The organism is Agrobacterium vitis (assembly GCF_014926405.1).
Classification (GTDB): Bacteria; Pseudomonadota; Alphaproteobacteria; order Rhizobiales; family Rhizobiaceae; genus Allorhizobium; species Allorhizobium vitis_H.
Map to the genome: position 1 here is coordinate 426,874 of NZ_JACXXJ020000003.1, position 25,013 is coordinate 451,886.

Annotated in this window: 20 protein-coding genes; 14 read left to right on the forward strand and 6 right to left on the reverse strand. The window is 56.8% G+C overall.

Annotated elements, in window-relative coordinates; genetic code table 11:
* Position 1 precedes the first annotated feature (1 nt).
* The 5 genes from IEI95_RS03545 to groES all read right to left on the reverse strand — a co-directional run bounded on the left by IEI95_RS03545 (position 2) and on the right by groES (position 7,127).
* Complete coding sequence (locus IEI95_RS03545; protein ID WP_194415934.1) at positions 2-2,065, reverse strand: hydantoinase/oxoprolinase family protein; 2,064 nt, start codon at positions 2,063-2,065, stop codon at positions 2-4.
* The gene (locus tag IEI95_RS03550; RefSeq protein ID WP_156537201.1) at positions 2,062-3,753 is read right to left on the reverse strand and encodes a hydantoinase B/oxoprolinase family protein; all 1,692 of its coding nucleotides are present in this window, start codon (positions 3,751-3,753) and stop codon (positions 2,062-2,064) included. The genes IEI95_RS03545 and IEI95_RS03550 overlap by 4 nt, the downstream gene beginning before the upstream one ends.
* Before the next feature lie 300 nt (positions 3,754-4,053).
* Positions 4,054-4,437 carry a hypothetical protein gene (locus tag IEI95_RS03555; RefSeq protein ID WP_234890954.1) on the reverse strand — a complete coding sequence of 128 codons (384 nt, stop codon included), beginning with the start codon at positions 4,435-4,437 and terminating at the stop codon, positions 4,054-4,056.
* A gap of 689 nt (positions 4,438-5,126) precedes the next feature.
* Complete coding sequence (groL, locus tag IEI95_RS03560) at positions 5,127-6,761, reverse strand: chaperonin GroEL (protein ID WP_194415936.1); 1,635 nt, start codon at positions 6,759-6,761, stop codon at positions 5,127-5,129.
* Between the two features lie 69 nt (positions 6,762-6,830).
* Positions 6,831-7,127, reverse strand: coding sequence for a co-chaperone GroES (groES, locus tag IEI95_RS03565; RefSeq protein ID WP_060717088.1), 297 nt, complete (start codon positions 7,125-7,127; stop codon positions 6,831-6,833).
* Positions 7,128-7,310: 183 nt separating this feature from the next.
* Between groES and chrA the strand changes: the two genes are divergently transcribed.
* From chrA to IEI95_RS03620, 11 genes are all read left to right on the forward strand, one after another.
* The gene (chrA, locus tag IEI95_RS03570) at positions 7,311-8,642 is read left to right on the forward strand and encodes a chromate efflux transporter (protein WP_234890953.1); all 1,332 of its coding nucleotides are present in this window, start codon (positions 7,311-7,313) and stop codon (positions 8,640-8,642) included.
* A 106-nt stretch (positions 8,643-8,748) separates the two neighbouring features.
* On the forward strand, positions 8,749-9,600 hold the full coding sequence (locus IEI95_RS03575) for a TIGR01459 family HAD-type hydrolase (RefSeq protein ID WP_156532321.1): 852 nt from the start codon (positions 8,749-8,751) through the stop codon (positions 9,598-9,600).
* Positions 9,601-9,612: 12 nt separating this feature from the next.
* Positions 9,613-10,593 carry a bifunctional riboflavin kinase/FAD synthetase gene (locus IEI95_RS03580; protein WP_156532320.1) on the forward strand — a complete coding sequence of 327 codons (981 nt, stop codon included), beginning with the start codon at positions 9,613-9,615 and terminating at the stop codon, positions 10,591-10,593.
* 361 nt (positions 10,594-10,954) lie between these two features.
* The gene (locus IEI95_RS03585) at positions 10,955-11,365 is read left to right on the forward strand and encodes a hypothetical protein (protein WP_156532319.1); all 411 of its coding nucleotides are present in this window, start codon (positions 10,955-10,957) and stop codon (positions 11,363-11,365) included.
* Positions 11,366-11,381: 16 nt separating this feature from the next.
* Positions 11,382-12,299, forward strand: coding sequence for a 4-hydroxy-tetrahydrodipicolinate synthase (dapA, locus tag IEI95_RS03590; protein ID WP_156532318.1), 918 nt, complete (start codon positions 11,382-11,384; stop codon positions 12,297-12,299).
* A gap of 152 nt (positions 12,300-12,451) precedes the next feature.
* Positions 12,452-12,712, forward strand: coding sequence for a hypothetical protein (locus IEI95_RS03595; protein ID WP_420360058.1), 261 nt, complete (start codon positions 12,452-12,454; stop codon positions 12,710-12,712).
* Between the two features lie 131 nt (positions 12,713-12,843).
* The gene (locus IEI95_RS03600; RefSeq protein WP_156596733.1) at positions 12,844-13,041 is read left to right on the forward strand and encodes a DUF3311 domain-containing protein; all 198 of its coding nucleotides are present in this window, start codon (positions 12,844-12,846) and stop codon (positions 13,039-13,041) included.
* Positions 13,031-14,506, forward strand: a complete 1,476-nt coding sequence (gene mctP, locus IEI95_RS03605) for a monocarboxylate uptake permease MctP (RefSeq protein WP_156537202.1) — start codon at positions 13,031-13,033, stop codon at positions 14,504-14,506. Before IEI95_RS03600 ends, mctP begins: the two co-directional genes overlap by 11 nt.
* Positions 14,507-14,791: 285 nt before the next feature.
* Complete coding sequence (ileS, locus tag IEI95_RS03610; protein ID WP_194415938.1) at positions 14,792-17,845, forward strand: isoleucine--tRNA ligase; 3,054 nt, start codon at positions 14,792-14,794, stop codon at positions 17,843-17,845.
* Between the two features lie 306 nt (positions 17,846-18,151).
* On the forward strand, positions 18,152-18,760 hold the full coding sequence (locus IEI95_RS03615) for a hypothetical protein (RefSeq protein WP_041698595.1): 609 nt from the start codon (positions 18,152-18,154) through the stop codon (positions 18,758-18,760).
* Between the two features lie 84 nt (positions 18,761-18,844).
* On the forward strand, positions 18,845-19,327 hold the full coding sequence (locus IEI95_RS03620) for a GNAT family N-acetyltransferase (RefSeq protein WP_156537204.1): 483 nt from the start codon (positions 18,845-18,847) through the stop codon (positions 19,325-19,327).
* A 12-nt stretch (positions 19,328-19,339) separates the two neighbouring features.
* On the opposite strand, the gene curA is transcribed toward IEI95_RS03620, so the two are convergent.
* Entirely contained in the window at positions 19,340-20,365 is a 1,026-nt protein-coding gene (curA, locus tag IEI95_RS03625) for an NADPH-dependent curcumin/dihydrocurcumin reductase (protein WP_156537205.1), read from the reverse strand.
* Between the two features lie 243 nt (positions 20,366-20,608).
* Here curA and recX point away from each other — a divergent pair, with 243 nt between their 5' ends.
* From recX to IEI95_RS03640, 3 genes are all read left to right on the forward strand, one after another.
* Positions 20,609-21,187, forward strand: coding sequence for a recombination regulator RecX (recX, locus tag IEI95_RS03630; RefSeq protein WP_194416256.1), 579 nt, complete (start codon positions 20,609-20,611; stop codon positions 21,185-21,187).
* 189 nt (positions 21,188-21,376) lie between these two features.
* Positions 21,377-21,985 (forward strand): 4'-phosphopantetheinyl transferase family protein, encoded by a 609-nt coding sequence (locus IEI95_RS03635; protein WP_194415940.1) that lies wholly within the window; start codon positions 21,377-21,379, stop codon positions 21,983-21,985.
* A gap of 141 nt (positions 21,986-22,126) precedes the next feature.
* Entirely contained in the window at positions 22,127-24,811 is a 2,685-nt protein-coding gene (locus IEI95_RS03640) for a winged helix-turn-helix domain-containing protein (protein WP_156537206.1), read from the forward strand.
* Positions 24,812-25,013 lie beyond the last annotated feature (202 nt).

Sequence of the window (25,013 nt, forward strand, 5' to 3'; positions counted from 1 at the left end):
CCTATGCGGCCTGCATGTCCGTTTCGTGAATAACGAGAATGCCAGTCTCGGTCAGGCTGGCCGTTTGGCCCTCGAGCACCAGCGTTGTCGCCGTCGCCTCTTCGATCAGTAGCGGACCAGATATAGCCTGAGCGACAGGGAGCCGGGCCCGCTCGTAAACGGCACAGCTCTGCCAGCCGGTGGAGCGACCAAAATAAACCTTTCTTTCGCCGATCCTGGCCGCGTCAATCGTCATATCTTGCCTTTTCAGTTTTGGCAGGGAAATGACCTGCCCTTTTAAAACGGCTTCGAGATGCAGCGTCGTCAGTTCGATCTCGGCTGCGGGCAGGCGAAAAGCATAGGCGCGTTCATGAACATCATGAAACCTTTGGCTGAAAGTTTCAATGGTGTCGCCCGCCTCGAACCGCGCAAAAACACCATGTTCCTGACCTTTATAGCGCGCTTCAATCTGGTGATTGAATGCCACCTGCGCCTCAGCGCCTGCCGAAAAATAGGCGATGGCTTGCCGCTCCAGCAATGTGAACCGGGTAGCGGCCTCTTCCAATGCCCGGTCGGCCAACAGGTGAAACCAGGTTTCGCGGAAGTCGGCACGGGGTTCGGCTGCAAGCATGCCCCAGGCGGAAAAAATCCCGGGATGCGGCGGCACGACCGTCGCCTTCACACGCAATTCGCGCCCGAGATGGCTGGCCAGCGCCGGACCGGCGCCGCCACTGATCACCAGACTGGCATCGCGTGGATCATGGCCGCGCTGAACCGTCACCAGTTTCAGGGCATTGATCATGCTGGCATGGGCAATGTCCATGATCGCACCCGCAGCATCCTCGATCGACATATTCATTGGCCCGGCCACGGTTGCAATGGCGCTTGCCGCCTTCTCCTTGTCCAGATGCAGCGTGCCATCGGCAAAGGTAGCGGGATCGAAAATGCCGAGCGTCAGCAATGCATCTGTTAGCGTCGGCTTTGTGCCGCCGCGCCCGTAACAGGCAGGTCCAGGGGCCGAACCGGCGCTTTCGGGGCCGACGCGCAGGCTGCCGCGCGCATCGATCCAGGCGATAGAGCCACCGCCGGAACCGATTTCGACGATATCGACGACCGGCACCTGCACGGGATAGCCGGGCTGGATGCGCGTATGTTCCAACCGGTATTCGGTATTCAGCGTCGGACGCCCATCATGGATCAGCGAGCATTTGGCTGTTGTGCCGCCGACATCCAGCGACAGGATTTCGCTCTCGCCGAGCTCCACGCCGATGCGCGCAGCCCCAGCGACCCCGCCCGCTGGGCCAGATTCCACCAATGTCAGCGGCTGTTGCACAGCCTGATCGAAAGAGGAAATGCCACCATTGGATTGCATGGCATAGTAAGGACACGTCAGATTGCGCCGGGCGAGCGCGAATTCCATCATTTCGAAATATTGCTGGATGGCCGGCTGCACATAGGCATTCAGCACGGTCGTATTGGTGCGCTCATATTCCCGCCATTGCCGCGAAACCTCGTGGCTGGCGCAGATCGAGGCAAATGGCAAGGCATCGGCCAGAATATCGGCACAGACCTTCTCATGCTCGGGATTGGCGTAGCTGTGCAGGAACAGGATGGCGACCGCATCCACATCCTCCGCTGTGCAGACGCGGATGATTTCGCGCAAGTCGTTCAATTCGATCGGCAGGAGCACCGTGCCGGACGCATCGACCCGTTCACGCACCTCGAAGCGAAGATGGCGGGGCACGAAAGGTTCGGGACTATGGAAATGCAAATTGTAAAGGTCAGGCCGGTTGCCACGGCCGATTTCCAGCACATCGCGGAACCCGGCGGTGGTGATAAGTGCGGTCTTTGCGCCCTTGCGCTCGGTAATCGCGTTGATCACCGTGGTGCCGCCATGGGCAAAGAAGGTAATGTCGCGGACCCGCAAACCATCCTTGCGCTCGCTGACATCGATCGCATCGAGTACGCCGCCAGACTGGTTATCTGACGTCGTCAGGCTTTTCGCGGTGAAAATTTCGCCGCTGCCCTCATCATAGCCGACGAGATCGGTAAAGGTTCCACCTACATCTGTTGCCAATCGGATCATTCTTCAATCCTCCCACGGTAACCATAGAGGCTGGTCGCTGCCTCCGCGCTGACAAAACCATTCTTCAAATCTGTTTCAACCAAAGCCGGATCGCGATCGCCGGGATCGCCCCATCCACCACCGCCACCGGTGACGATGCGCACGACATCGCCCGTCTGCAGCGCAATATCGGCAGAGCGGCCATAGCAGGCGTTTTCGCCCGAAGCAGCCAGAACCTGGAGGCTATTGGCCGTACCATCATGGCCGCCGTCCATGCCCCATGGCAGGGTTCGGGTGCGGCCAAAGCTGCAATAGGCGGACGCCTTGTCGCCAAGGATTTCATATTCCCTGATGATCCCGAAACCGCCACGCATCCGTCCGGCCCCGGAGCCGCCCTCGATATTCAGGCCGTAGCGCCGCACCAGCAACGGAAACCGCGCCTCGATCACTTCGACGGAATAATTGTAGGTATCGCCATCCGTCAGGGAAATCAGCGCATTGGCCCCATCCCGATTGACGCCGGCACCCCAGCCGCCATGCTGTGGCTCAATATGAATGAAGGGTCGGCCACTGCGGTCGTTTCCGGAGATATAGGCGACACAGAGGCTGGAATAGGAACCGGCCGAAAACCGCTCCGGCACCAGCGCCGCCAGCGCCTTCCAGACCAGTTCAGAAGCATGGACCGAGCCCTCGTAATACCATCCGGTCGGCGAGGGTTTTTCGGCGGTAAACACGGTTCCCGACGGTGCGATCACATTCAAAGGCCGGAACCAGCCTTCATTGGACGGCGACTGCGGTGCCACAAGTGCCTTCAGGATCGTCCTGACGGCTGATTCCAGCGCGCCACGCGCGCAATTGATCGGTCCCGCCACGGCCGGTGGACAACCGGTGAAATCGGCGGTGATTTGATCGCCGGCAATGGTCACCGCGACTTGCACGGCAATTGGATCGGTTGTGACGCCATCGCCATCGATAATGTCGCTGGCCCGGTAAACGCCATCCGGAAGTGCGGCAATCGCCTGACGGCTCTGTCGTTCGCTGACATTGAGGATATGGTCGAAAGCGGCGATCAAGGTAGGAGCGCCGTATTTGGCCGTGAATTCGTTCATCCGCCGGGCCGCAACCCGCACTGTGGCGATCTGTGCCGTCAAATCGCCAAGCGCGATCTCGGGCATGCGGACATTTTCCGAGATGATGTGCAGAATGTCAGAGGAAAGCATGTCGTTGCGAACGATTTTGACGCCCGGCAACCGTAGACCTTCCTGGTAAACCGAGGTCGCAGCCGGCGAAAGACTGCCCGGAACCGATCCGCCGACATCAAGATAATGAGCGACATTAATGGCAAAGGCGAGCAGCACGTCATCGACGAAAATCGGCTTGACGATAGCAAAATCGCAAGCATGCGTCCCCCCGGCATAGGGATCGTTGGTCAGCAGAATATCGCCATCGGCCATATCCGCCCCAAAACGGTCGATCAGCGATTTGACCTGACGGCCGAACGTACCGGTAAACAGGGTGATGCCGTTCATCTGGGCGATCAACTCACCCTTTGCTGTCAAAACACCGCAGGCAAAATCCAGCACTTCGTAGATCACCGGGCTCATGCTGGTGCGGGCCATAACGATGCCCATTTCATCGACAGTGGCAATCAACTTGCCCTCGATGATTTCCTGGGTCACCGGATCGAATGGGTGCCTGCCCGCCATCATGCCACTAACGTCTCCCTACTGAAACTCATGAAGGAGAGTTTAGGCTCACAACTCAGGCGCGACCAGCCTGCCAGAAGAGTAGGATTGCAAGACCCAACCCCACCCGTTCGGGTAGGGTGCGCATTCAGGCCACACGCGACCTACATTCGCCCGCGCCACACTGACACGACAAGCGTCGAGAACGATCAGGAATATTAGAATTAAACGAATTAGATGTCTCAAATACCTCAGACGCTTGAGATATTCGCAAAGGGAATACCAACTGCCATTTTCAATGACCCTTGATATTACAACCCTGCTTCAGAACACAGTCGGGAAAATGAACACGCCAGCAATTGAGCCATTATGGCTGCCGAGCGCACAGGACTTTCCCATGCAAAAGACCGGTTGTTTGGTTGACAAGTTTTTGATGATCACGGTGGAATAGTAAAAAGAGGACACTGTGCTGGCTGCCTTTTCGAATATTTCGAGAATAGACATCCTATCCTTATAGTCATAGCAGCGCGTGATCGTCAGAAGGCCACATTCCTGGCTGCTCAAGCCATGAAATTTCGCGGTTTTTGCGCCAATTTTGACCACGCCATTGTTAAGGTCGCCCGACCATTGCTCGATAAGGCCGTAAGGCAAGGTCCAACTGCCGATGCCATTGTTATCGGCAAGGTCTTCGGCGTCTACCGTTTGCATCAATCCTGCAATTTTAAACAAGACATTCCCCATCAGACGTATTGTTCAATCGGCACGATCCAAATATCGATAAAGCCGGAATTTCGGCTTGTCGCGGATACTCGTTCTGCCCTCTCAAATTGACGATGACTGCTTCTGCCTGGACTTCTTTTCGGGGGCGATCCCGCAAACGCAGGATGCGTTTTTGCAGCCGAGAACGAACGGCTACGTCACACTTTTCACGGTTCACACGCTTATTCTTTTTCTCCTGAAGCTCGCGTTTTTCCGTGCAGCCATGCCGCACATTCAAAACATTGCCGCAATCTTCAGCGTGGGATGCGTTATAAATAATGAATGTAATTCATATACTCAGGAAAATTGATAAAAAAAAGTTAAATTTAAACGTTATTTTGAATGAAATGGATTTTCTATTTTATGGGAACGACGAAGAGGAATAATAAATCCAATAACATTGACAGTATCCCTAGTCGAAACGACAGGAGAGCTAATCTTGACTTCAGTTGACGAGGCCTTCAAATCGTATCTGGATTGCTTGCGCATCCAATGACAGGCTGAGCAACAATCACTGGAAATTTTTGGCGCAAATGCGGGGCACAGGGTCCTTTTAAACAGCAAAAGGGCGGCTTTAAAGCCGCCCTTCAGAGAGTCTGAACTCTATCAAGATGTCGAGTAATAAGGCTTTCGCCTTATTACATCATACCACCCATGCCGCCCATGTCAGGCATGCCGCCGCCAGCCGAATCCTTCTTAGGAAGTTCAGCAATCATGGCTTCGGTGGTGATAAGCAGCGAAGCAACCGAAGCTGCGTTCTGCAGGGCTGTGCGAACAACCTTAACCGGGTCAACGATACCCATGGCAATCATGTCACCAAACTCGCCGGTCTGGGCATTGTAGCCGTAGTTGTCGTTGTCCTTGTCGAGGATCTTGCCAACGATGATCGAAGCTTCGTCACCTGCGTTTGTTGCAATCTGGCGAACCAGAGACTGCAGAGCGCGGCGAACGATGTTGATGCCAGCTTCCTGGTCGTCGTTTACACCCTTAACGGTGATCTTGGTGGAGGAGCGCAGCAGAGCTGTACCGCCGCCAGGAACGATGCCTTCCTGAACAGCAGCGCGTGTTGCGTTCAGAGCGTCGTCGATACGGTCCTTGCGTTCCTTGACTTCGATTTCCGTCGAGCCGCCAACGCGGATCACGGCAACGCCGCCAGCCAGCTTGGCAAGACGTTCCTGAAGCTTTTCGCGGTCGTAATCGGAAGACGTTTCTTCGATCTGAGCCTTGATCTGGGCAACGCGGCCTTCGATGTCGGACTTCTGACCTGCACCATCAACGATGGTGGTGTTTTCCTTGGTGATGGAAATCTTCTTGGCGCGGCCGAGCATGTCGAGGGTGACAGTTTCGAGCTTGATGCCGAGATCTTCGGAAATAACAGTACCACCGGTGAGGATAGCAATGTCTTCCAGCATAGCCTTGCGGCGATCGCCGAAGCCAGGAGCCTTGACAGCAGCAATCTTCAGGCCGCCACGCAGCTTGTTGACAACCAGCGTTGCAAGAGCTTCACCTTCAACGTCTTCAGCGATGATGACGAGTGGCTTGCCGGTCTGCACAACAGCTTCCAGAACTGGCAGCATAGCCTGCAAGTTGGAGAGCTTCTTTTCGTGCAGCAGAACGTATGCGTCTTCCAGGTCAGCAACCATCTTTTCAGGGTTGGTGACGAAGTAAGGCGACAGGTAGCCGCGGTCGAACTGCATGCCTTCAACGACTTCAAGTTCGGTTTCAGCGGTCTTGGCTTCTTCGACGGTGATAACACCTTCGTTGCCAACCTTCTGCATGGCTTCAGCAATGTCTTTACCGACCTGCGTATCGCCGTTTGCAGAGATCGTACCAACCTGAGCAACTTCTTCAGACGTGGAGATCTTCTTGGCCTTGGCCTGAAGGTCCTTCACAACTTCAGCAACAGCCAGATCGATGCCGCGCTTCAGGTCCATTGGGTTCATGCCGGCAGCAACAGCCTTGTTGCCTTCGCGCACGATCGCCTGGGCCAGAACGGTAGCAGTGGTGGTGCCGTCGCCTGCGATGTCGTTGGTCTTGGAAGCAACTTCCCGAACCATCTGTGCGCCCATGTTTTCGAACTTGTCTTCCAGTTCGATTTCCTTGGCAACCGATACACCGTCCTTGGTGATGCGCGGAGCGCCGAACGACTTGTCGATGATAACGTTACGACCCTTAGGGCCGAGTGTTACCTTTACAGCATCAGCGAGGATATCAACGCCGTGCAGCATCTTTTCGCGCGCAGTGCGGCCAAACTTGATTTCTTTAGCAGCCATTTTTCAAACTCCCGGGTGTCTAACCCATTGGTGAATTGTCTAAAAGGAAGAAGGGGTAATCAGGCTAAATCAGCCGATTACGCCCATGATGTCGGCTTCCTTCATGATCAGCAGGTCAACGCCATCGAGCTTGACTTCGGTGCCGGACCACTTGCCGAACAGAACGCGGTCGCCAACCTTGACGTCCAGGGCAACGAGCGCACCCTTGTCGTCGCGAACGCCTGGGCCGACAGCGATGATTTCGCCTTCAGCCGGCTTTTCCTTGGCGGTGTCAGGAATGATAATGCCGCCCTTGGTCTTTTCTTCGGACTCAACGCGCTTAACAACAACGCGGTCGTGCAGCGGACGGAAATTGGTGCTTGCCATTGTCTAATCCCTCGATCAAATGACATTCGCGGGCCGAAACGGCCCCGCATGGATATTGTTAGCACTCAGTCAGTTCGAGTGCTAGCGAGCCTGAGATAAGGACGGTTCCTGACTGAGTCAAGGATGCCGCTCAAAAAATATATGCCTGAATGGGACGACGCGCGCATGACGGAACGCTCTGACATGGCAAAAAGGCAAGACCATGTTCCGGTTGTGCCGCTTGGTGCGCTCTGCGCGGCATTCTGGTCTATCGGTCTTCTTGGATTCGGGGGCCCCGCTGCCCAGATCGCCTTGATGCATAGGATTGTCGTTGATGAAAAACGATGGCTCTCCGAAGCGCGTTTTATGCATGCGTTGAATTATTGCATGCTGTTGCCTGGGCCAGAGGCCCAGCAACTGGCGACCTATATCGGCTGGCTGAATGCCGGTATTCGGGGCGGGCTGATTGCCGGTCTGCTGTTTGTGCTGCCAGGTCTTGCTGTGATGATCGGGCTTTCGGCGGCCTATGCGCTCTATCACGATATTGCCTGGGTTGCGGGCCTGTTTTTCGGGTTAAAGGCTGCGGTGCTGGCGATTGTCCTGCAAGCGCTGCTCCGCATCGGCACTCGGGCGCTGAAATCAACCTTTCACCGGCTTGTCGCAGTAGTCGCCTTTCTTGCGCTGTTTTGTCTGGCATTACCCTTTCCTGTCGTCGTCCTGCTGGCCGCTCTGGCCGGGCTGATCCGCGCCTCTGGACAGGCCGTCTCGAAACCACAGCCTGCCATAGAGGAACTACCGCTGAACTGGTGGCATATAGCCCTATCGTTTCTGGGCTGGATTGGCCTCTGGCTGGCGCCGCTGGCCTTGCTGGCGCTGGTTGATGACGACGGGAGGCTCACCGAGATTTTCCTGTTTTTCGCCCGCATGGCGCTGGTCACATTCGGTGGCGCCTATGCCGTGCTGGCCTATGTGGCGCAGGTGGCAGTGGAGCATTATCAATGGCTGCGCCCCGGCGAGATGGTCGATGGGCTGGCGCTGGCCGAAACCACACCGGGACCCCTAGTTCTGGTCCTCTCCTTCGTCGGTTTCCTGGCGGCGTTTCGTGATGCCGATAGTGTAATGCCGTTGATCTCAGGCATGGCCGGGGCATTGCTGACGGCCTGGGCGACCTTTGTGCCAAGCTTCGTGTTCATCTTCGCCGGTGCGCCGTTGATCGAGCGTTTGCGCGGCAATAGCCTGGCGGATGGAGCGCTTTCGGCCATTACCGCTGCCGTGGTCGGGGTGATCGGCAATCTCGCCGTCTGGTTCGGGTTGCATGTGCTGTTTGCGAAAGTGGATCGAATTCCGTTCAGCAGCTTATGGCCGGGCGAGCGGGCTCCGGGCCTTTGGTGGCCGCATCTTGCTTCGCTCGATATCCCGTCGCTGTTTCTGTTTGCAGCCTCGGCGCTTCTGCTGATGCGCTTGAAGATCAGCATGGTAATTGTGCTGGGTCTGGCTGCTGTGGCTGGATTGCTGTGGAACCTTGAAGCCGTGTGATCAGCGTCGGAACGGAGCTGAAAACCCTGATGTTCCGGCAAATCTCTTGCAATTGCGGCGCAGCTTTGCCATGTCAGGCCAGTTCTTTCAGCAGGCAATGGATTCCATGGCAAAACCTATCGATACGCTCAATGAAATCACCCAGGGTTACAATGTCATCCTCTCGGATGTCTGGGGCGTTTTGCATAATGGTATCGATGCCTTCCCGGCGGCAGGAGAGGCCCTGTCGCAAGCCCGGGCCGATGGCGTTTCCGTCGTGCTGATTACCAATGCTTCACGGCCATCTGACCGTGTGAAGGTAATGCTGGATCAAATTGGCGTCCCAGAAACGGCCTATGACGCTATCGTCTCTTCCGGTGATGTGACGCGAAAACTGATTGAAAAAGCCCCGCGCCGCGCTTTTCTGATCGGCCAGAGCCAGGATCTGTCGCTGTTTGAGGGGCTCGATGTTGAACTGGTTCCGGCAGACGAGGCCGACGCCATTATTTGCACCGGATTGTTCAATGACGAAGAGGAGCAGCCGGAAGACTATCGCGGGATGCTAGAAGGCTTGAACCAGCGCGGACTTCCGATGATCGTCGCCAATCCCGACCTGATCGTGGAACGTGGTCACAAGCTCGTCCCCTGCGCTGGCGCGCTGGCGGCTATATACGCTGAACTGGGCGGTGAAACCCGCTATGCCGGCAAGCCGCACAGCCCGATTTATGAAGCAGCTTTGGCGAAAGCGCAGGAAATACGCGGCACTCAAATTGACCGCAGCCGCATCATCGCCATCGGCGACGGTATGCCGACCGACGTGAGGGGCGCCCTCAGCTTCGGCCTTGATCTTCTCTATGTGAGCGGCGGTATCCATGCTGCCGAATACACCACCAACGGCAAGACCGATGAGACGATGCTGAACGCTTACCTGGAGCGAGAAGCCGCGACGCCAAAGTGGTGGATGCCCCGCTTGGCCTGACGGGAAAATGCAATGACCGTTTTTCACCGCAATGAGAAGAAGACCCGGCTGCCCGACAGCCTGAAGGGCGGCGTTGTTGCCATCGGTAATTTCGATGGCGTGCATCGTGGCCACCAAAGCGTGCTAGAACGCGCGCTGGAACTGGCACAGCAACGCGGCGTTCCCGCTCTGGTTCTGACTTTTGAACCGCATCCCCGTGCGGTGTTCACCCCACAGGACCCAGTGTTTCGGCTGACCCCGGCGCCGCTCAAGGCCCGCCTTCTGGAGGCGATGGGGTTTCAGTCGGTGATCGAATATCCATTCGACCGGGATTTTTCGCAGCGTTCCGCCGAGGATTTCGTCAAGACCGTGCTGGTGGACTGGCTGGGGGCTGCCCAAGTGGTGACCGGCTTCGATTTTCATTTCGGCAAAGGGCGCGAAGGCGGCCCGGCCTTCCTGATGGGGATGGGCGCGCAATACGGTTTCGGTGTCACACTTCTCGATGCCTTCCGCGATGAAAATGCCGAAGTCGTTTCCTCCACCCGCATCCGGGGCCTGCTGGCCAAGGGCGCGATCAGCGAGGTGGCGGGCCTGCTTGGCTATCGCTTTACCGTGGAAGCCGAGGTGATCAAGGGCCAACAACTGGGCCGCACCCTGGGGTTCCCAACGGCCAATATGGCGCTTTCGCCGGAAACTACCCTGCGTCCCGGCATTTATGCCGTGCGCCTGCGCCGGGCCGATGGTTCGCTGCATGATGGCGTCGCCAGTTTCGGTTATCGTCCGACGGTGACAGAAAATGGTGCGGCGTTGCTGGAAACCTTCGTTTTCGATTTCTCTGGCGATCTTTATGGAGAAATTTGCGGCGTGTCCTTCTTCGGACATCTGCGTGACGAGTGGAAATTCGAGGGTCTCGATCCGCTGGTCGCCCAGATCAATATCGATGCGGAGGAGGCAAGGGCATTGTTGGCGGGCGTTAAGCCTCTGGGTGAACTGGACCGTAAAATCACCTTTTGACGTCGGCTGACGAGCCGGTCTGTCTTTATGAATTATTTATACAGCGCGACCAGATTCCCAATCGAGAACTTATATCGGCGCGCCTATATCGTTCGTGTCACCAACAGAGTGCATGAACATGATCGTCAATGACCCTTGTTTTTTCAGTGTGTCCTCGATCGAGCCGGGTGCCTATTGCATGCCCCGAGCCCGCGTCTCCCGTAGAGTCCGGCATGATCGCAAAAGCCGCGCACGGATAAACCGCATCGTCTGGGCTTTCGGGTTGTTCAGCATGCTCATGCTGTCCGTGGCGCTGATCGCCTGATCATAGCGCGCTGGAAATGATGCGCGCACAATTCCCCCGCAGTGGAAAGTCAAGACGATGCCTGCCAAGGACGTGGCCGAAAGCTGTTGCCACAAAACCACCGATCCGCTGGACGTGTTGTCGCAGCGTGTATCCGATGCATCCCATTTGCGTGAAAACCACATATGGGATGCGGTGCGCGCGATTCCGATGCTTGCGGCGTGCCGCAGCAATCCTCGCCTTTATTCCAGGCTCAGCGCGCTGACAGCCGCCGGCGCGATATTCGATGCCGTGTTGATGCTGGCAGCCAATGCCAATCCCGAAATTGAAATTCGTAATCTGCAATGTGCCTCAGGACGCTGGTCATGCCGTATCGCTGTTCTCAGGGATGGAGAGCCTGATCAAATGCTGTCCGCAACGCATTGTGACCGGGCGGCGGCCATTCTGTCGGTGCTGATCGTCGTGGCGCGGTCCCGCGCGTCTGCTTGAACCTTTGGAGCCGTTCATGTTCATGCCTCGCCTTCTGCCCGATGGCGCTTATGCAGATCTCATTACCCCGTTTAGCAATGGCGAGGTCGATCACGCGGGCCTTGCCAGCCTGATCGAATATCAGATCCAGTCCGGAATGGCCGGCTTAGTGGTCTGCGGGGAAAATAGCGAAGCCTACAGCTTGACGCGTGACGAGCGCATTGCCGTCATCCGAACCGCTGTCGCCGCGGCAAAAGGTGCTGTTCCGGTTCTTGTTGGCACGGGCACCAATTGTACGCGCAGCAGCCTGGAGTTGACGTTGCATGCAAAGGCGCTTGGGGCAGATGCGGCTGTTCTGGTTGCCCCGTTTTATAGCAAGCCGTCACAGAAGGGCTTGCTTGCCCATATCAAAACTGTGGCTGAGGCGGTTGACCTTCCGCTGGTTATCGTCAATTGCCCGGCACGAAGCGCTGTCGATATTACGCCGGATCTGGCGGAAGCCTTGGCATGCGTACCCTCGGTTGTCGGGCTGGTGGATTGCACCGGCGATGTTACCCGTCTGGCGCAGGTGTCCGCCGCCTGCCGCGCTCGTATACATTGGTATTCGGGCCATGATCGCAGCGCACTTGCCTTCACGCTAGCAGGTGGGCATGGCGGCTTTTCGTTGTCCGCCAATATCGCACCGCGCCAGGTCGCCTCCATGCACAATGCCTTTCGCTACGGGAATATCGCGGCGGCATGCGTGCTTCAGGACAGGCTGCTGCCGCTCTTTGCGGCACTTGATCTGGAACATCCGGTCGCTGCCGCCAAACAAGCGCTCAGTCTCATCCGGTGCTTGACCCCGGAATTGCGTTTGCCCTTGACGCCTGTTGGCGACGAGGCGCAGGCGCTGATACGCACCGCCATCACCCTCCTTGGCAATCATTCTGTAAAAACATCTGCCAAGGCCTCTTAATACCAAGCTTCGAAGATGCTGAGGCATCCTCGACTTGAAAAATTGAAAATATCTCAAATGCGTCAGAGGCTTGAGATATTTTCAAAAGGAATACAAAGAGTCATTTTCAATGATGCTTTGTATAATCCCTTCAGTCAAAGGAGATGCTCACCATGGGCGCTATGTCGGATAATATTTCACCCTTCAAAAAGACCGGGCCGCGCTTTACCATCGGACGGGATCATCATGGCTGGTGGGTCGTGCATGATCGGGCGGGCCAGGTCGGAGGTCTCTTTGCAACGGAGGACGCCGCCTTGCGCTTTGCCGCCAGCGAATGCGATCACCACATGAACGAGATTTGCCGTGCGCCCGCCTCGGTGACTGTGGAACTGGGGCGCTTCACCAGCGACCACATCCGCGCTCCAGCCGCCTGACGGACCGCTCCCTGTCTTTCGACCGCAAGGCTTTCTGTTTCAGGTTGCAGCCCGGCTGTGAATCGGAAATGATTGCGAGGCTTTGAGGCGCACAATGCAGTTGCGCCTCTGCTTTTGCGGGAGAGGGTTTCATGCAAAAACGTATTTGGACAGCGGCCTGCTGGCTGCTGATTATTCCGTATATCGGCCTGTTATGGGTTCCATTTTATAATATTCGTGAGCCTTCACTGTTCGGCTTTCCATTTTTCTATTGGTACCAGTTGATGTGGGTACCCCTGACATCGCTCCTGATTTACATCGCCTACAGGAGCATGCCCCATGATGACTGAGATCGATCCCACGGCGCTTGCCGTCTTCATCTTCTTCTTCGCGCTTGTCACCGTCATGGGTTTTGTCGCCTCGCGCTGGCGCAAGCCGGAGACCATGGCCCATATCGATGAATGGGGGCTTGGCGGGCGCAAATTCGGCACATGGATCACCTGGTTTCTGGTGGGTGGCGATTTCTATACCGCCTATACGGTCATTGCCGTTCCGGCGCTGGTCTATGCGGTTGGCGCCTATGGGTTCTTCGCGCTCCCCTACACGATCATTGTCTATCCCTTTGTGTTTCTGGTCATGCCGGTTTTGTGGCGGCGTGCCAAGGAGCACGGCTATGTGACGGCAGGCGATGTCGTGCATGGCCAATACGGCTCTCGCGCTTTGGAGCTGGTGGTAGCGCTGACAGGGGTGATTGCCACCATGCCCTACATCGCTCTTCAGCTGGTCGGCATGGCCGCCGTGCTGAAAGCGCTTGGCCTGCATGGCGAAGTGCCACTGATGGTGTCCTTTATCATTCTGGCGCTCTACACCTATTCCGCAGGCTTGCGCGCTCCGGCGCTGATCGCTTTCGTCAAGGACATCATGATCTATATCGTGGTGATTGTTGCCGTCGCCGCGATCCCTATGAAGCTTGGCGGTTATGCCAATGTGTTTGCCAGTGCCGATGCGGCCTTCCAGGCCAAGGGTTCCGGCGGGCTGTTGCTGGGTGGCAATCAATATGTGGCCTATGCGACACTGGCCTTCGGTTCGGCGCTGGCGGCCTTCATGTATCCGCACACGCTGACGGGCATTTTTGCCTCGAACGGCGCCAATACCATCCGCAAGAATGCCATGCTGCTGCCTGCCTATACGCTGCTATTGGGGCTTTTGGCGCTGCTCGGCTATATGGGCCATGCGGCAGGCCTGAAACCGGCTACCCCGAATGACATCGTGCCGATGCTGTTCCAGACGCTGTTTCCAAGCTGGTTTGCGGGCTTTGCCTTTGCTGCCATCGCCATTGGCGCTCTGGTGCCAGCAGCGGTGATGAGCATTGGTGCCGCCAATCTGTTCACCCGCAATTTCTGGAAGGCCTATGTCAACCCGAATGTGTCGCACGCGGGGGAAGCGCAGGTGGCAAAAATCACCTCGCTGGTGGTCAAGGTCGGGGCGCTGCTGGTGATTGTCTTCCTGCCGACCCAGTTTGCGCTGGATCTTCAGCTTCTGGGCGGCGTCTGGATCTTGCAGACCTTGCCAGCGTTGATTTTCGGGCTGTTTTCCAACTGGTTCCGGGTTCCCGGCCTGCTGGCGGGCTGGGTGGTCGGCTTTGTCGGCGGCACCTGGCTGGTCTGGCTGAATGGTTTGAAGCCGCTGCATACGCTGAGCTTCGGGGACACGCAGTTCACCGTCTATACCGGCATTCTGGCGCTGCTAGCAAATATTGTTGTGGCGGTGGTGGTCAACCTGATCACCCCAGCCAAGGTACCGGCGCGGGCGTGATCCGGGTTTTCAATTTCGGCAAGGCGGTCTTGGCCGCCTTGTTGTTTTGCCTCGTCTCTTTCCCTCTTCTCTTTCGGTGTGAAACCGCTTAAACAAACGCCATCATGAGAACAGTCGGGTTGACCATAGCTTTCCGTATTATCGGGCGAATTATTGGCCCGGCCTTCCGCGCGCTCTAGGAGCTGCCGGAGGGTCCGGGTTTTCGGCGTGTGCTCTGCCACGCCCCGTCACCGACTTTCTCTTCTTTCAGGCGCAATATTGCCGCCTCTCATCTATGGCTAGATCATGACCGAGACGACTGATAAAAAAGACTATTCCGCCACGCTGGCCCTGCCGCAGACGGAGTTTCCGATGCGTGCAGGCCTGCCGCAAAAAGAGCCGGAAATCGTTGCCCGTTGGCAGCAGATGGGGCTTTACAAAAAGCTGCGCGCTTCCGCCGCTGGCCGCGAAAAATTCGTGCTGCATGATGGCCCTCCCTATGCCAACGGCAATATCCACATCGGCCACGCGCTGAACAAGATCCTGAAAGACGTGATCACCCGCTCGTTCCAGATGCGCGGGTTTGATAGCAATTACGTGCCCGGCTGGGATTGCCACGGCCTTCCCATCGAGTGGAAGATCGAGGAAAAATACCGCGAAAAGGGCAAGGACAAGAACGAAGTTCCGATCAACGAATTTCGTCAGGAATGCCGTGATTTTGCCGCTGGTTGGATCAAGGTACAGTCGGAAGAATTCAAACGCCTCGGCATCGAAGGCGATTTTGAAAATCCCTACACCACTATGAATTTCCACGCGGAAGCCCGCATCGCTGGCGAATTGCTGAAAATCGCCAAGTCCGGCCAGCTCTATCGTGGCTCCAAGCCGATCATGTGGTCGGTGGTGGAACGCACCGCCTTGGCCGAGGCCGAGGTGGAGTATCACGAGGTTGAAAGTGATACGATCTGGGTGAAGTTTCCCGTGGTTGATGCTTCAGGTGATCTAGATGGTTCTTTCGTCGTCATCTGGACCACCACGCCTTGGACTATACCCGGTAACCGTGCGATCTCGTTCTCGTCCAAGATCGAATACGGTCTTTATGAAGTCACCGAGGCCGCCAATGATTTCGGCCCGCAGTCCGGCGAAAAGCTGATCTTTGCCGATAAGCTAGCGGCAGATGCGTTTGCCAAGGCCAAGCTGGAGTTCAAACGCGTTCGTCAGGTTACGGCTGAAGAACTTGGTGCCATCTCCTGCGTCCATCCGCTAAGTCCACTTGATGGAATAGTCATTGAAGAGGGGAGCGGCTTTGGCGGCGGTTTCGAAAGCTTTAAAGAAGAGTTGAAGCCACTCTACGCGAATTTGGCGAACCATATCCGCTACGATAGAGCCGAAGGTTCTGGCGAAAGCATAGAGTATGATCTGCGTCCGCCATATTCTTTCCCTGTTCCCCTCATCGACGGCGATCACGTAACCGATGATGCCGGTACAGGCTTTGTCCACACTGCCCCCAGCCATGGTCGTGAAGACTTTGATGCATGGATGTCGGCTGCCCGCGCACTCGAAGGCCGTGGCATTTCGTCGAAAATCCCCTTCACTGTCGATGACGCTGGCTTCTACACCGAAGACGCGCCCGGCTTTGGCCCATCGGCCGAAGGCGGTGCTGCCCGTGTGATGGACGACAACGGCAAGAAGGGTGATGCCAACAAGCGTGTTATCGAGGCCCTGATCTCTGCCAACAACCTGTTTGCCCGTGGCCGGATCAAGCATGATTATCCGCATTCATGGCGCTCAAAAAAGCCTGTGATCTTCCGCAACACGCCGCAATGGTTTGTCTATATGGACAAGGAATTGGGCGATGGCACCACGCTGCGCTCACGCGCCCTTGGCGCCATTGACGACACCCGTTTCGTGCCCGCCGCTGGCCAGAACCGCCTGCGCGCCATGATCGAAGGCCGTCCGGACTGGGTGCTGTCGCGTCAGCGTGCATGGGGCGTTCCGATCTGCGTGTTTGCCGATGAGGCTGGCGAAGTTCTGCAAGACGAGACCGTCAATGCCCGTATTCTGGAAGCCTTTGAGGTTGAAGGTGCGGATGCATGGTTTGCCGACGGTGCCAAGGAACGCTTCCTCGAAGGCGTGCCAAACCAAGAGCGCTGGACGCAGGTACGCGACATTCTCGATGTGTGGTTCGATTCGGGCTGCACCCACACCTTCACGCTGGAAGATCGCCCGGACCTGAAATGGCCTGCCGATGTCTATCTCGAAGGCTCGGATCAGCATCGCGGTTGGTTCCACTCATCCTTGTTGGAATCCTGCGCCACCCGTGGCCGTGCGCCTTACAACGCCGTCATCACCCATGGCTTCACCATGGCGGAAGATGGTCGTAAAATGTCGAAATCCATCGGCAATACCATTTCGCCTCAGGATGTTATGGCCCAGTCCGGTGCCGATATCCTGCGTCTTTGGGTGATGAACACCGATTACTGGGAAGATCAGCGTCTGGGCAAAGCCATCATCCAGACCAATGTCGATGCCTACCGCAAAATCCGCAATACGGTTCGCTGGATGCTCGGCACACTGGCTCATGACCATGGCGAAGACATTGCCTATGACGCCTTGCCGGAGCTGGAAAAGCTGATGCTGCATCGGCTGGCCGAGCTGGATGTGCTGGTGCGCGACAGCTATGACGCTTTCGAGTTCAAGAAGATCACCCGGGCGCTCACCGATTTTGCCAATGTCGAGCTATCGGCCTTCTACTTTGATATCCGCAAGGATGCGCTCTATTGCGACGCGCCGTCTTCGCCGCGCCGCCGGGCGTCCCTGTTCGTGATCCGCAAGCTGTTCGATTGCATGGTGCTGTGGCTGGCGCCAATGCTGCCCTTCACCACAGAGGAAGCCTGGCTGTCGCGCAGCCCGGATGCGGTCTCCGTGCATCTGGAACAGTTCCCGCCGATTCCAGTCCAGTGGCTGAACCAGCCGCTGGACGGCAAATGGGCAAAGATCCGCAAGGTGCGCTCCGTCGTGACAGGCGCGCTGGAAGTGGAGCGCAAGGACAAGCGCATCGGCTCCTCGCTGGAAGCGGCTCCCGTCGTGCATATTGCTGATGCGGATCTCATGGCCGCCCTTGAGGGTCAGGATTTTGCCGAAATCTGCATCACCTCGGCCATTTCGGTGGTTAAGGGTGAAGGTCCGTCCGAGGCCTTCCGGTTGTCAGATGTGGGTGCGGTCTCAGTTGAGCCGAAACTGGCGGAAGGCCGCAAATGCGCCCGCTCCTGGCGGATCACCGACGATGTCGGCTCCGACCCTGACTATCCCGATGTTTCCGCACGGGATGCGGCGGCCCTGCGCGAACTGACACTTGACTGACAGATGAATATTTACCGGATGATTTGCGCTTTTTAGGATCATCCGGTAGAAGCTGCCTGAAATTGGCCGGAATTTTCTATCAGGCGGGAAGATGCCGCCTGATAATTATTCAGGTTGGTGCCGGTATGGCCGATTTGATGTTCTCCTGAGCTTGCTGTATAAGGCGCGCGGGAGGTTCCGATCTGAAGCCATACACGCGACAGCGGTGCGGATATCCGTCGGTTCAGCATGAGGCTGGATGGTAGGATGCTTGCAACGACTGACGGAACTTTGGGTCCGGGACATGAAAAAGGCTGGAAGGTATTGATGGTTAAGGCACGGATGGTTCTTGTTGGCATGTTTGCTGCCTGCTCTGCCTTGAGCAGCTGCACCAGCGGCCCGACCTATGGCACAGATAAGACGTCTATGGAACAATTGGTGGACGATGTTGGCTCGGCCGCCTCTATTGGCAGCAAGAAGCCAACGACAAACACGGCATATAATCCGCGCCCAGACCTCGTTCTGCCGCCCAAGGGTGAGACCGCACAGCTGGTACAGCCGCAGCAGTCCCTGGCCAGCAAGGATAATCCCGATTGGGTCGAAAGCCCTGAGGATACCCGCACAAGGCTCGTGGCCGAAGCCGATGCCAACCGTGGCAACCAAAGCTATCGTTCGCCGCTTCTTGATGGCAACGGCACCAATGGCACGATGACCGAAACCCAGAAATGGCAGGCCTTCCGCGACGCCCGCAAGCTTCAGAAGGGCGCCTATATCGACCAGCGCCGGGTTCTGTCCGATCCACCGGCTTCCTACCGTGAAGTAGATCAGGCCAAGCTGGACGATCTGGGCGAACCAGAAGCCAAGAAGGAAAAACGTCGCCAGAAGGAAGCGGAAATGTCCAATTCCAACAAATCCTGGTGGATGCCTTTCCAATAAGGTCTGGTGTCTCCAAAAATTGGTGTTTTCAGCAAAAATATCAGGCAGGCCCGAAATGGCCTGCTTTTCTTTTGAGGTTTCTATATGGATTTCTCCATCCGCGAAGCGCGTCCAGAGGACGTGCCGGTTATCCTTCGCTTCATCACCGATCTGGCGATTTTCGAAAAAGCCGAGCATGAGGTGAAGGCCACCGTCGAAAGCTTGCATCAATCGTTGTTTGGTGACGGAGCCGTTGCCTTTGCCGTCCTCTTGGAAAAGCAGGGGAACCCTGTTGGTCACGCGATCTGGTTTTATAATTACTCCACCTGGCAGGCCCGCAAGGGGCTTTATCTCGAAGATCTCTACATCGATCCGGCCCATCGCGGCGGCGGTGCCGGGCGGGCCATGCTGCGCTATCTGGCAAAACTTGCCGTCGATACCGGCTGTGGCCGGTTCGAATGGAGCGTTTTGGATTGGAACGAGCCAGCCATCCGGGTCTATGATGCTGTCGGTGCAGAGCCGCAGACCGAATGGATACGCTACCGACTTTCCGGCAACAAGCTTGCGGATTTTGCCGCCGGAAGATGACCGTGTAATACTTTACTGTGAAACGCGCACCAGCAATTTGCCGAAATTCTTGCCCTCCAACAGACCGATAAAGGCTTGAGGGGCATTTTCCAACCCATCGACAATGTCTTCCCGGTAGCGCAGCGATCCATCGGCAATCCAGCCTGCCGCCTCCCGCTGGAATTGCGGAAACTGATCAACAAATTCGCGTTGGATAAAGCCCCGCACGGTCAGGCTCTTGGTCAGAATATCGCGCATGGTCATCGGCAGACGGTCCGGGCCGGGCGCATCCTCCACGGACTGGTTATACTGGGCAATCAGCCCACAGACCGGCACACGCGCAAAGCTATTGAGCAGCGGGAACACCGCTTTCCAGACATCACCACCGACATTTTCGAAATAAATGTCGATGCCATCAGGGCAGGCCTGTGCCAGCTCCTGGGCAAAATCAGGAGAGCGGTGATCGACCACTGCGTCGAAACCGAGTTCGTTTTTGATAAAAGCGCATTTGTCAGCCCCGCCGGCAATGCCGACCGCGCGCGCACCTTTGAGGCGGGCAATCTGACCGACCGCAGAGCCAACCGCGCCGCTGGCCGCGGCCACCACGACCGTTTCGCCAGGCTTTGGCTTGCCAATGGTCAGCAATCCCGCATAGGCGGTAAATCCCGGCATGCCCAGCACGCCGAGCGCGGTACTGATGGGGGCTGCCGACGGATCGATCTTGCGCAGCGTCTCTCCCTTGGCTATCGCATAACTTTGCCAGCCGGAATGGGAGAGAACGATGTCGCCCTCTTGAAAATCATTGTGTCTTGAGCGGATCACGCGGGCAACTGTACCGCCCTCCATCACGGTGCCAATCTCAACCGGCTTGGCATAGGATTTCGCAGCGCTCATGCGTCCGCGCATATAGGGATCGAGAGACAGATAGAGGATTTGCAGCAGAACCTCGCCGTCGGCGGGCTCGCCCACAGACCCTGTTTCCAGCCGAAAATTATCGGCGGCTGGAGCGCCAGTTGGACGGGATGCAAGCTGAATTTGGAGGTTCTGTTGATGTGTCATGGTGTCTTTCATTTCAAAATTCACATTGGTTTAGAGTTTGCCTCAGGGAAAAATGCAACGGGATTTTCTCGAAAAGACAAACGAAAACAACAGGAATAAGAATCTGTCTGGTTCAATATGACCCTGCCAAATTCTAGAGGCCCACCTCGCTGGGCAGTCCTGTCGTCTTCCATAACAAAGTGATATAGCGTCCATCATCAGACGAACAATAGAGGCATGGCCAGCATTGGAACGACGAGCGAGATGACAGGCGAGACGCAAACCCTGTTCGACAGCGAGGCGCAACCGGACCCTTTGCAGCCGAAACCGCGGATGATGGCCTGGGCGCGCAATTCTGCCGCCTATCGTCTTGGCCGACGGATGATGAGCGAGCGGGAATTGCGCGACGCCGTCTCCCGCAAGGCACGACAGAAATATGAGGGCATCGAGCCGGAGACGGTGGAGGCGCTGGCCGCCGAAGCCGTGCGCTTTGGCCGCCAGATGCTGGCGCTGGACGATGATACGTACGCGCAGATCAAGTCGCAATCGGCGGCGCGCAGCGGCAAATCCAGACGTGCTATCGCCCAGACCCTGGCGCGCAAGGGTATCGAGAAGGACGTGGTGAGGGCAGCGCTAGAGGATATGGACGACCTGCCCGCCGCCATTCGATTTGCCAGAAAGCGCGGCTATGGCCCCTTTCGCCGCAGCGACGGCGATGAACGGCAGAGAATGAAGGAAATGTCGGGCATGGCACGCAATGGCTTTGGCTTCGATCTGGTGCAACGCGTGCTTGCCATGTCACGTGAAGAGGCCGAAGAGTATTTGTTGCAACAACCGCTGTAAGCGAGGCTTGCTGGTGGGTTGATCTGCATTTCTTTCAATTCAAGACGTATTCAAGGGTTTTTCATGAGCCAGCGGGCCAATAATCAGGTGGAAATATACTCCTCATGCCCTGTGCCTCCGCTTTTCGAGGCCTTCATCTCGCATCGCGCTGTTTGCTTCCGTCACGATGATTTTACGCCGGAAGCGGCAATGGAACTTGGCGTACCCCTGCCGGAAAGCATGGGAAAGGCGGTCGCCAAACGCAAGGCGGAATATGTGGGCGGACGGTTCTGCGCCATGGAGGCGATTGCGGCGCAAACCGGCCAGCCTGCGGCACCCGTTACAGCTGGACCGCGTGGCGAACCGGTCTGGCCCCCAGGGCTGGTAGGCTCGATCACCCATACGCACGGATTTGCTGCGGCAGCCGTTGCCGATGCGGCTCGATTTCGCGGCCTTGGCATGGACACAGAACAGATTATGACAGCGCAGGTCATGGGCAATGTCCGAGAGCGGATCTGCGGTCCGGAGGACAGGTTTGGGGCCAGCAGCTCTCTTTTGCCGGAACTTCATACCACCCTGGTGTTCTCTGCCAAGGAGAGCCTGTTCAAATGTCTTTATCCATTGGTTGAAAAAATGTTCTGGTTCGAAGACGCGCTGATCCGGATCGATCCGCATCGGGATGGTCTGTTTACCGCCGAATTGCTGTCACGCCTCCATGTGGAATTTCCGGCCGGAACAGTGATCGAAGGACGCTTTTGCCTGACGCCGGGTCTGGTTCATACTGGCATCAGCCTTACGAAAGATGAGGCTGCGTTATAATTTAGCTTTTGCAATAATACCCTAAAAATTACATGGGTTTTGCTTGGTTAATATAATTTTTTACCGGTTGATATGTTTGTAATGTTTCGATTACATCAGAACAGGCTTGCCAAAGCGGATGCGACATAGCACGTTTTCTTCATGAACTTCACTCTGCGATTTCAGCCCCCGATCAGTACCCAGAGCGCGATCAAGCGCAGGGCAATCCTGTCGCATCTTTCCGCTGGCGGATTGAAACGGGTGACCACCATCATTGCGCCGGCTGGCTATGGCAAGACATCCCTGGCTGCGCAATGGTTCGATACCCTGCGCGCCGAAGGCTACAGCCTCTCCTGGCTTGCGCTGGATCAGGAATATAGCGACCAGACACAGTTCCTCCTGTTGCTGCTGGAAGCCGTCAACGCCCTGCGTCTGGAAGAAGGCACGGGTGTTGATTCCAGCATGACCGTCGCCTCGCTTCTGGCCTTGTTATCCACGCGGTTGCGCAAGATCACCGAGCCGGTCATCCTGTTTCTGGATGACTATCACTTCGCCCAGACCGATGCGACCGAGGCAATCGTCGCGCGCCTGTTGGGCGACCAGACGCTGAACCACCTGAAGCTGGTGCTGATTTCGCGCACGCCACCGCGTTTTCCGGTATCCGCACTGCGGTTGAAAGGCGAATTCCGCCAGGTCAATATTGCCGAACTGGGGTTTTCCGACCAGGAAGCTGAGGAGTTTTTTGCCGGACAGACTGCCAGCTTGAGCCGGGAGCAAGTCGCTGGGCTCAATAAAAGGACGGAAGGCTGGGCGGTTGCCTTGCAGATGATCCGGTTGCTGATTGCCGAAAATGTCGATGGCGGCACGCTGTTCACCACCTTCGACGGCGGCAATGCCGAAATGGGTAGCTATTTGTCGGAGCAGGTGTTTGCCAATCTGCCTGAAGATGTGCAGGAACTGCTTTTAAAGACGGCGCCTTTCCCTACCGTCAATCGCGACCTGGTCGAGGCCGTCTTCGCGGATGCCCATAGCGCCGACTTGCTTGGCAAACTGGGAGATCATGCCCTGCCGGTCGCCCTCCTGGCTGGCGGTGGCGGCTGGATCCGCTACCACCCGGTTTTCAATGCCTTCCTGAAGGAAGAGGCCGCTCGACGTGGCTATCAAGTCCAGGATGTTCTGGAACGGGCAGCGCGCTGGTTCCAAACAACAGGTGATTTCGATGCTGCCGTGCGCCATGCACTGATGAGTGGCAATGCCAATCTGGCTGCGGAAATCGTCGAGACCAGCGGCGGCTGGCGGCGGGTCTATACGACCAGCCGAGGGGGTGCCAGCGTGTTCAACTCCATCATGGCCAATGTTTCGGCTATTGATCTCACCTGTTTTCCACTGACCACGCTTGGCCTGTCGGTGGTCAGTGCCAAAGCCGGGCATCTTGATGCCGCCAACCATTATCTCGGTATTGCGGAGAGGGCCGACACGGCTGCTCCGGATACGTTCACCAGTGATCTGCGAGTGGTCCGTGTTCTGCTGGGGCTGTATTTCGACCGCCCCGCCTGCGCCGAAGACTTGGCCGCATTGGAAAACGATCTGACAGACATTGCCAGCACCGAACTCGTACACCGCGCCATGGTGTTGAATATGCTGTCTTATAATTTCCTCGACCGCAGCGACATGGATCGGGCCTTGCATTACGGCCATCTTGCGGTTCAGACGTTCCGTGACGGCGGTGCTGATTTCGGCGCGGTACATCTTTACACCCATATCGGCCAGGCTGCTTTTTTCAGTGGCGATTGCTCCGGCGCTGAGGAGTATTATCAGCAGTTAATCGATGAAGTGCAGGCCTGCATTGGCAAAGGCACCGATCTCGACGCCTTGGGACAGGTGCTCAAGGCAGAATTGCTGGTCATGCGTGGCGATCTGGAGGCCGCCGGGCCTTGTCTGCGCTGGGCCTTGCCGCATCTGGAGCGCCATGATGCCTGGTTCGATCTTCTGGCCGCTGGGTTTACCGCCCAGCAGATGATCTTCCGACTAGAGGGCGACATGACCGCGGCCCATGCGCTGGCGGACCGGACACGGTCGGCGGCCAAGCGGCGTGGTTTTCATCGGTTGATCCGGCTGATCGACGGCGCCCGGGTGTTGCTCCTGTTGGAAAGCGGTGATGTTGAGCAGGCGATTCGCTACGCAAAGGCCCATGGCTTCGGCATGGAAGACATCACCTCGGTGCCGGATAATAATCTGGCGATCCATTTGCGTGGATTGACGCCGGCTCTGCTTTGGGCACGCATCCATTTGGTTCGCGGCGATCTCGAGCGCGCCAGACAAGCGCTTTCCATCCTGATCAGCCAGCAACCAACGAAAATCCACGATCTTCGCAGCGTGGAACTGGCGCTTCTCGACATGCGTCTGTTGATTGCCGAGGAAAAACGCGAGATCGTTGCGGCCCGCCTGGAAGATCTGCTGTTGACCTTTCCGATGGAAGATTTTCGGGCCATGATCTGGATTGAAGGCGACGATTTCCTGGGCGATCTCAGGGCAATTGCCGAGGAAAGTCCGATGTCGGCAGTTCTGCGTCAACGGCTACAAGCCCTGCTACCGGAAGGAAAGGTGGCGCCGGAGACCAGCGAAGACATGCCGCTTCACGGTCTCTCGTCATCCGCGCTGACAGACAGAGAACTTGCTGTCATGGCGCTGCTCAGCCAGGGCTTCAGCAATAAGGAAATCGGTCGTAAACTGGCCTTGAGCGACAACACCATCAAATTTCATCTGCGCAATATTTTCGCAAAGCTCAAGGTCACTACCCGCACCGCCGCGGTCGGTGCCGCTCGCCGCGCTGGCATCTCACTGTAATTGCAGTTTTATAGCAAGGTAAGTAGATGGCTGAATTCTCGTTTGGTTTTGCAAGGCGAGGGATCGGGTTAACCCGGCTGCACCAAGCGAGTCGTCGTGAAATAGCATATTATAAGAAGAGCCATTGAACACGACTCTTCTTATTTCGCTTTCGAATATCTCAAGCCTTTGATGCATGTCAGATATTCGAAATTTCTCGAGG

Coding starts and splice junctions, on each gene's coding strand:
- IEI95_RS03545 (WP_194415934.1), bottom strand. CDS start 2,065: ATGATCCGATTGGCAACAGATGTAGGTGGAACCTTTACCGATCTCGTC.
- IEI95_RS03550 (WP_156537201.1), bottom strand. CDS start 3,753: ATGATGGCGGGCAGGCACCCATTCGATCCGGTGACCCAGGAAATCATC.
- IEI95_RS03555 (WP_234890954.1), bottom strand. CDS start 4,437: ATGCAAACGGTAGACGCCGAAGACCTTGCCGATAACAATGGCATCGGC.
- groL (WP_194415936.1), bottom strand. CDS start 6,761: ATGGCTGCTAAAGAAATCAAGTTTGGCCGCACTGCGCGCGAAAAGATG.
- groES (WP_060717088.1), bottom strand. CDS start 7,127: ATGGCAAGCACCAATTTCCGTCCGCTGCACGACCGCGTTGTTGTTAAG.
- chrA (WP_234890953.1), top strand. CDS start 7,311: ATGGCAAAAAGGCAAGACCATGTTCCGGTTGTGCCGCTTGGTGCGCTC.
- IEI95_RS03575 (WP_156532321.1), top strand. CDS start 8,749: ATGGCAAAACCTATCGATACGCTCAATGAAATCACCCAGGGTTACAAT.
- IEI95_RS03580 (WP_156532320.1), top strand. CDS start 9,613: ATGACCGTTTTTCACCGCAATGAGAAGAAGACCCGGCTGCCCGACAGC.
- IEI95_RS03585 (WP_156532319.1), top strand. CDS start 10,955: ATGCCTGCCAAGGACGTGGCCGAAAGCTGTTGCCACAAAACCACCGAT.
- dapA (WP_156532318.1), top strand. CDS start 11,382: ATGTTCATGCCTCGCCTTCTGCCCGATGGCGCTTATGCAGATCTCATT.
- IEI95_RS03595 (WP_420360058.1), top strand. CDS start 12,452: ATGGGCGCTATGTCGGATAATATTTCACCCTTCAAAAAGACCGGGCCG.
- IEI95_RS03600 (WP_156596733.1), top strand. CDS start 12,844: ATGCAAAAACGTATTTGGACAGCGGCCTGCTGGCTGCTGATTATTCCG.
- mctP (WP_156537202.1), top strand. CDS start 13,031: ATGATGACTGAGATCGATCCCACGGCGCTTGCCGTCTTCATCTTCTTC.
- ileS (WP_194415938.1), top strand. CDS start 14,792: ATGACCGAGACGACTGATAAAAAAGACTATTCCGCCACGCTGGCCCTG.
- IEI95_RS03615 (WP_041698595.1), top strand. CDS start 18,152: ATGGTTAAGGCACGGATGGTTCTTGTTGGCATGTTTGCTGCCTGCTCT.
- IEI95_RS03620 (WP_156537204.1), top strand. CDS start 18,845: ATGGATTTCTCCATCCGCGAAGCGCGTCCAGAGGACGTGCCGGTTATC.
- curA (WP_156537205.1), bottom strand. CDS start 20,365: ATGACACATCAACAGAACCTCCAAATTCAGCTTGCATCCCGTCCAACT.
- recX (WP_194416256.1), top strand. CDS start 20,609: ATGACAGGCGAGACGCAAACCCTGTTCGACAGCGAGGCGCAACCGGAC.
- IEI95_RS03635 (WP_194415940.1), top strand. CDS start 21,377: ATGGAACTTGGCGTACCCCTGCCGGAAAGCATGGGAAAGGCGGTCGCC.
- IEI95_RS03640 (WP_156537206.1), top strand. CDS start 22,127: ATGAACTTCACTCTGCGATTTCAGCCCCCGATCAGTACCCAGAGCGCG.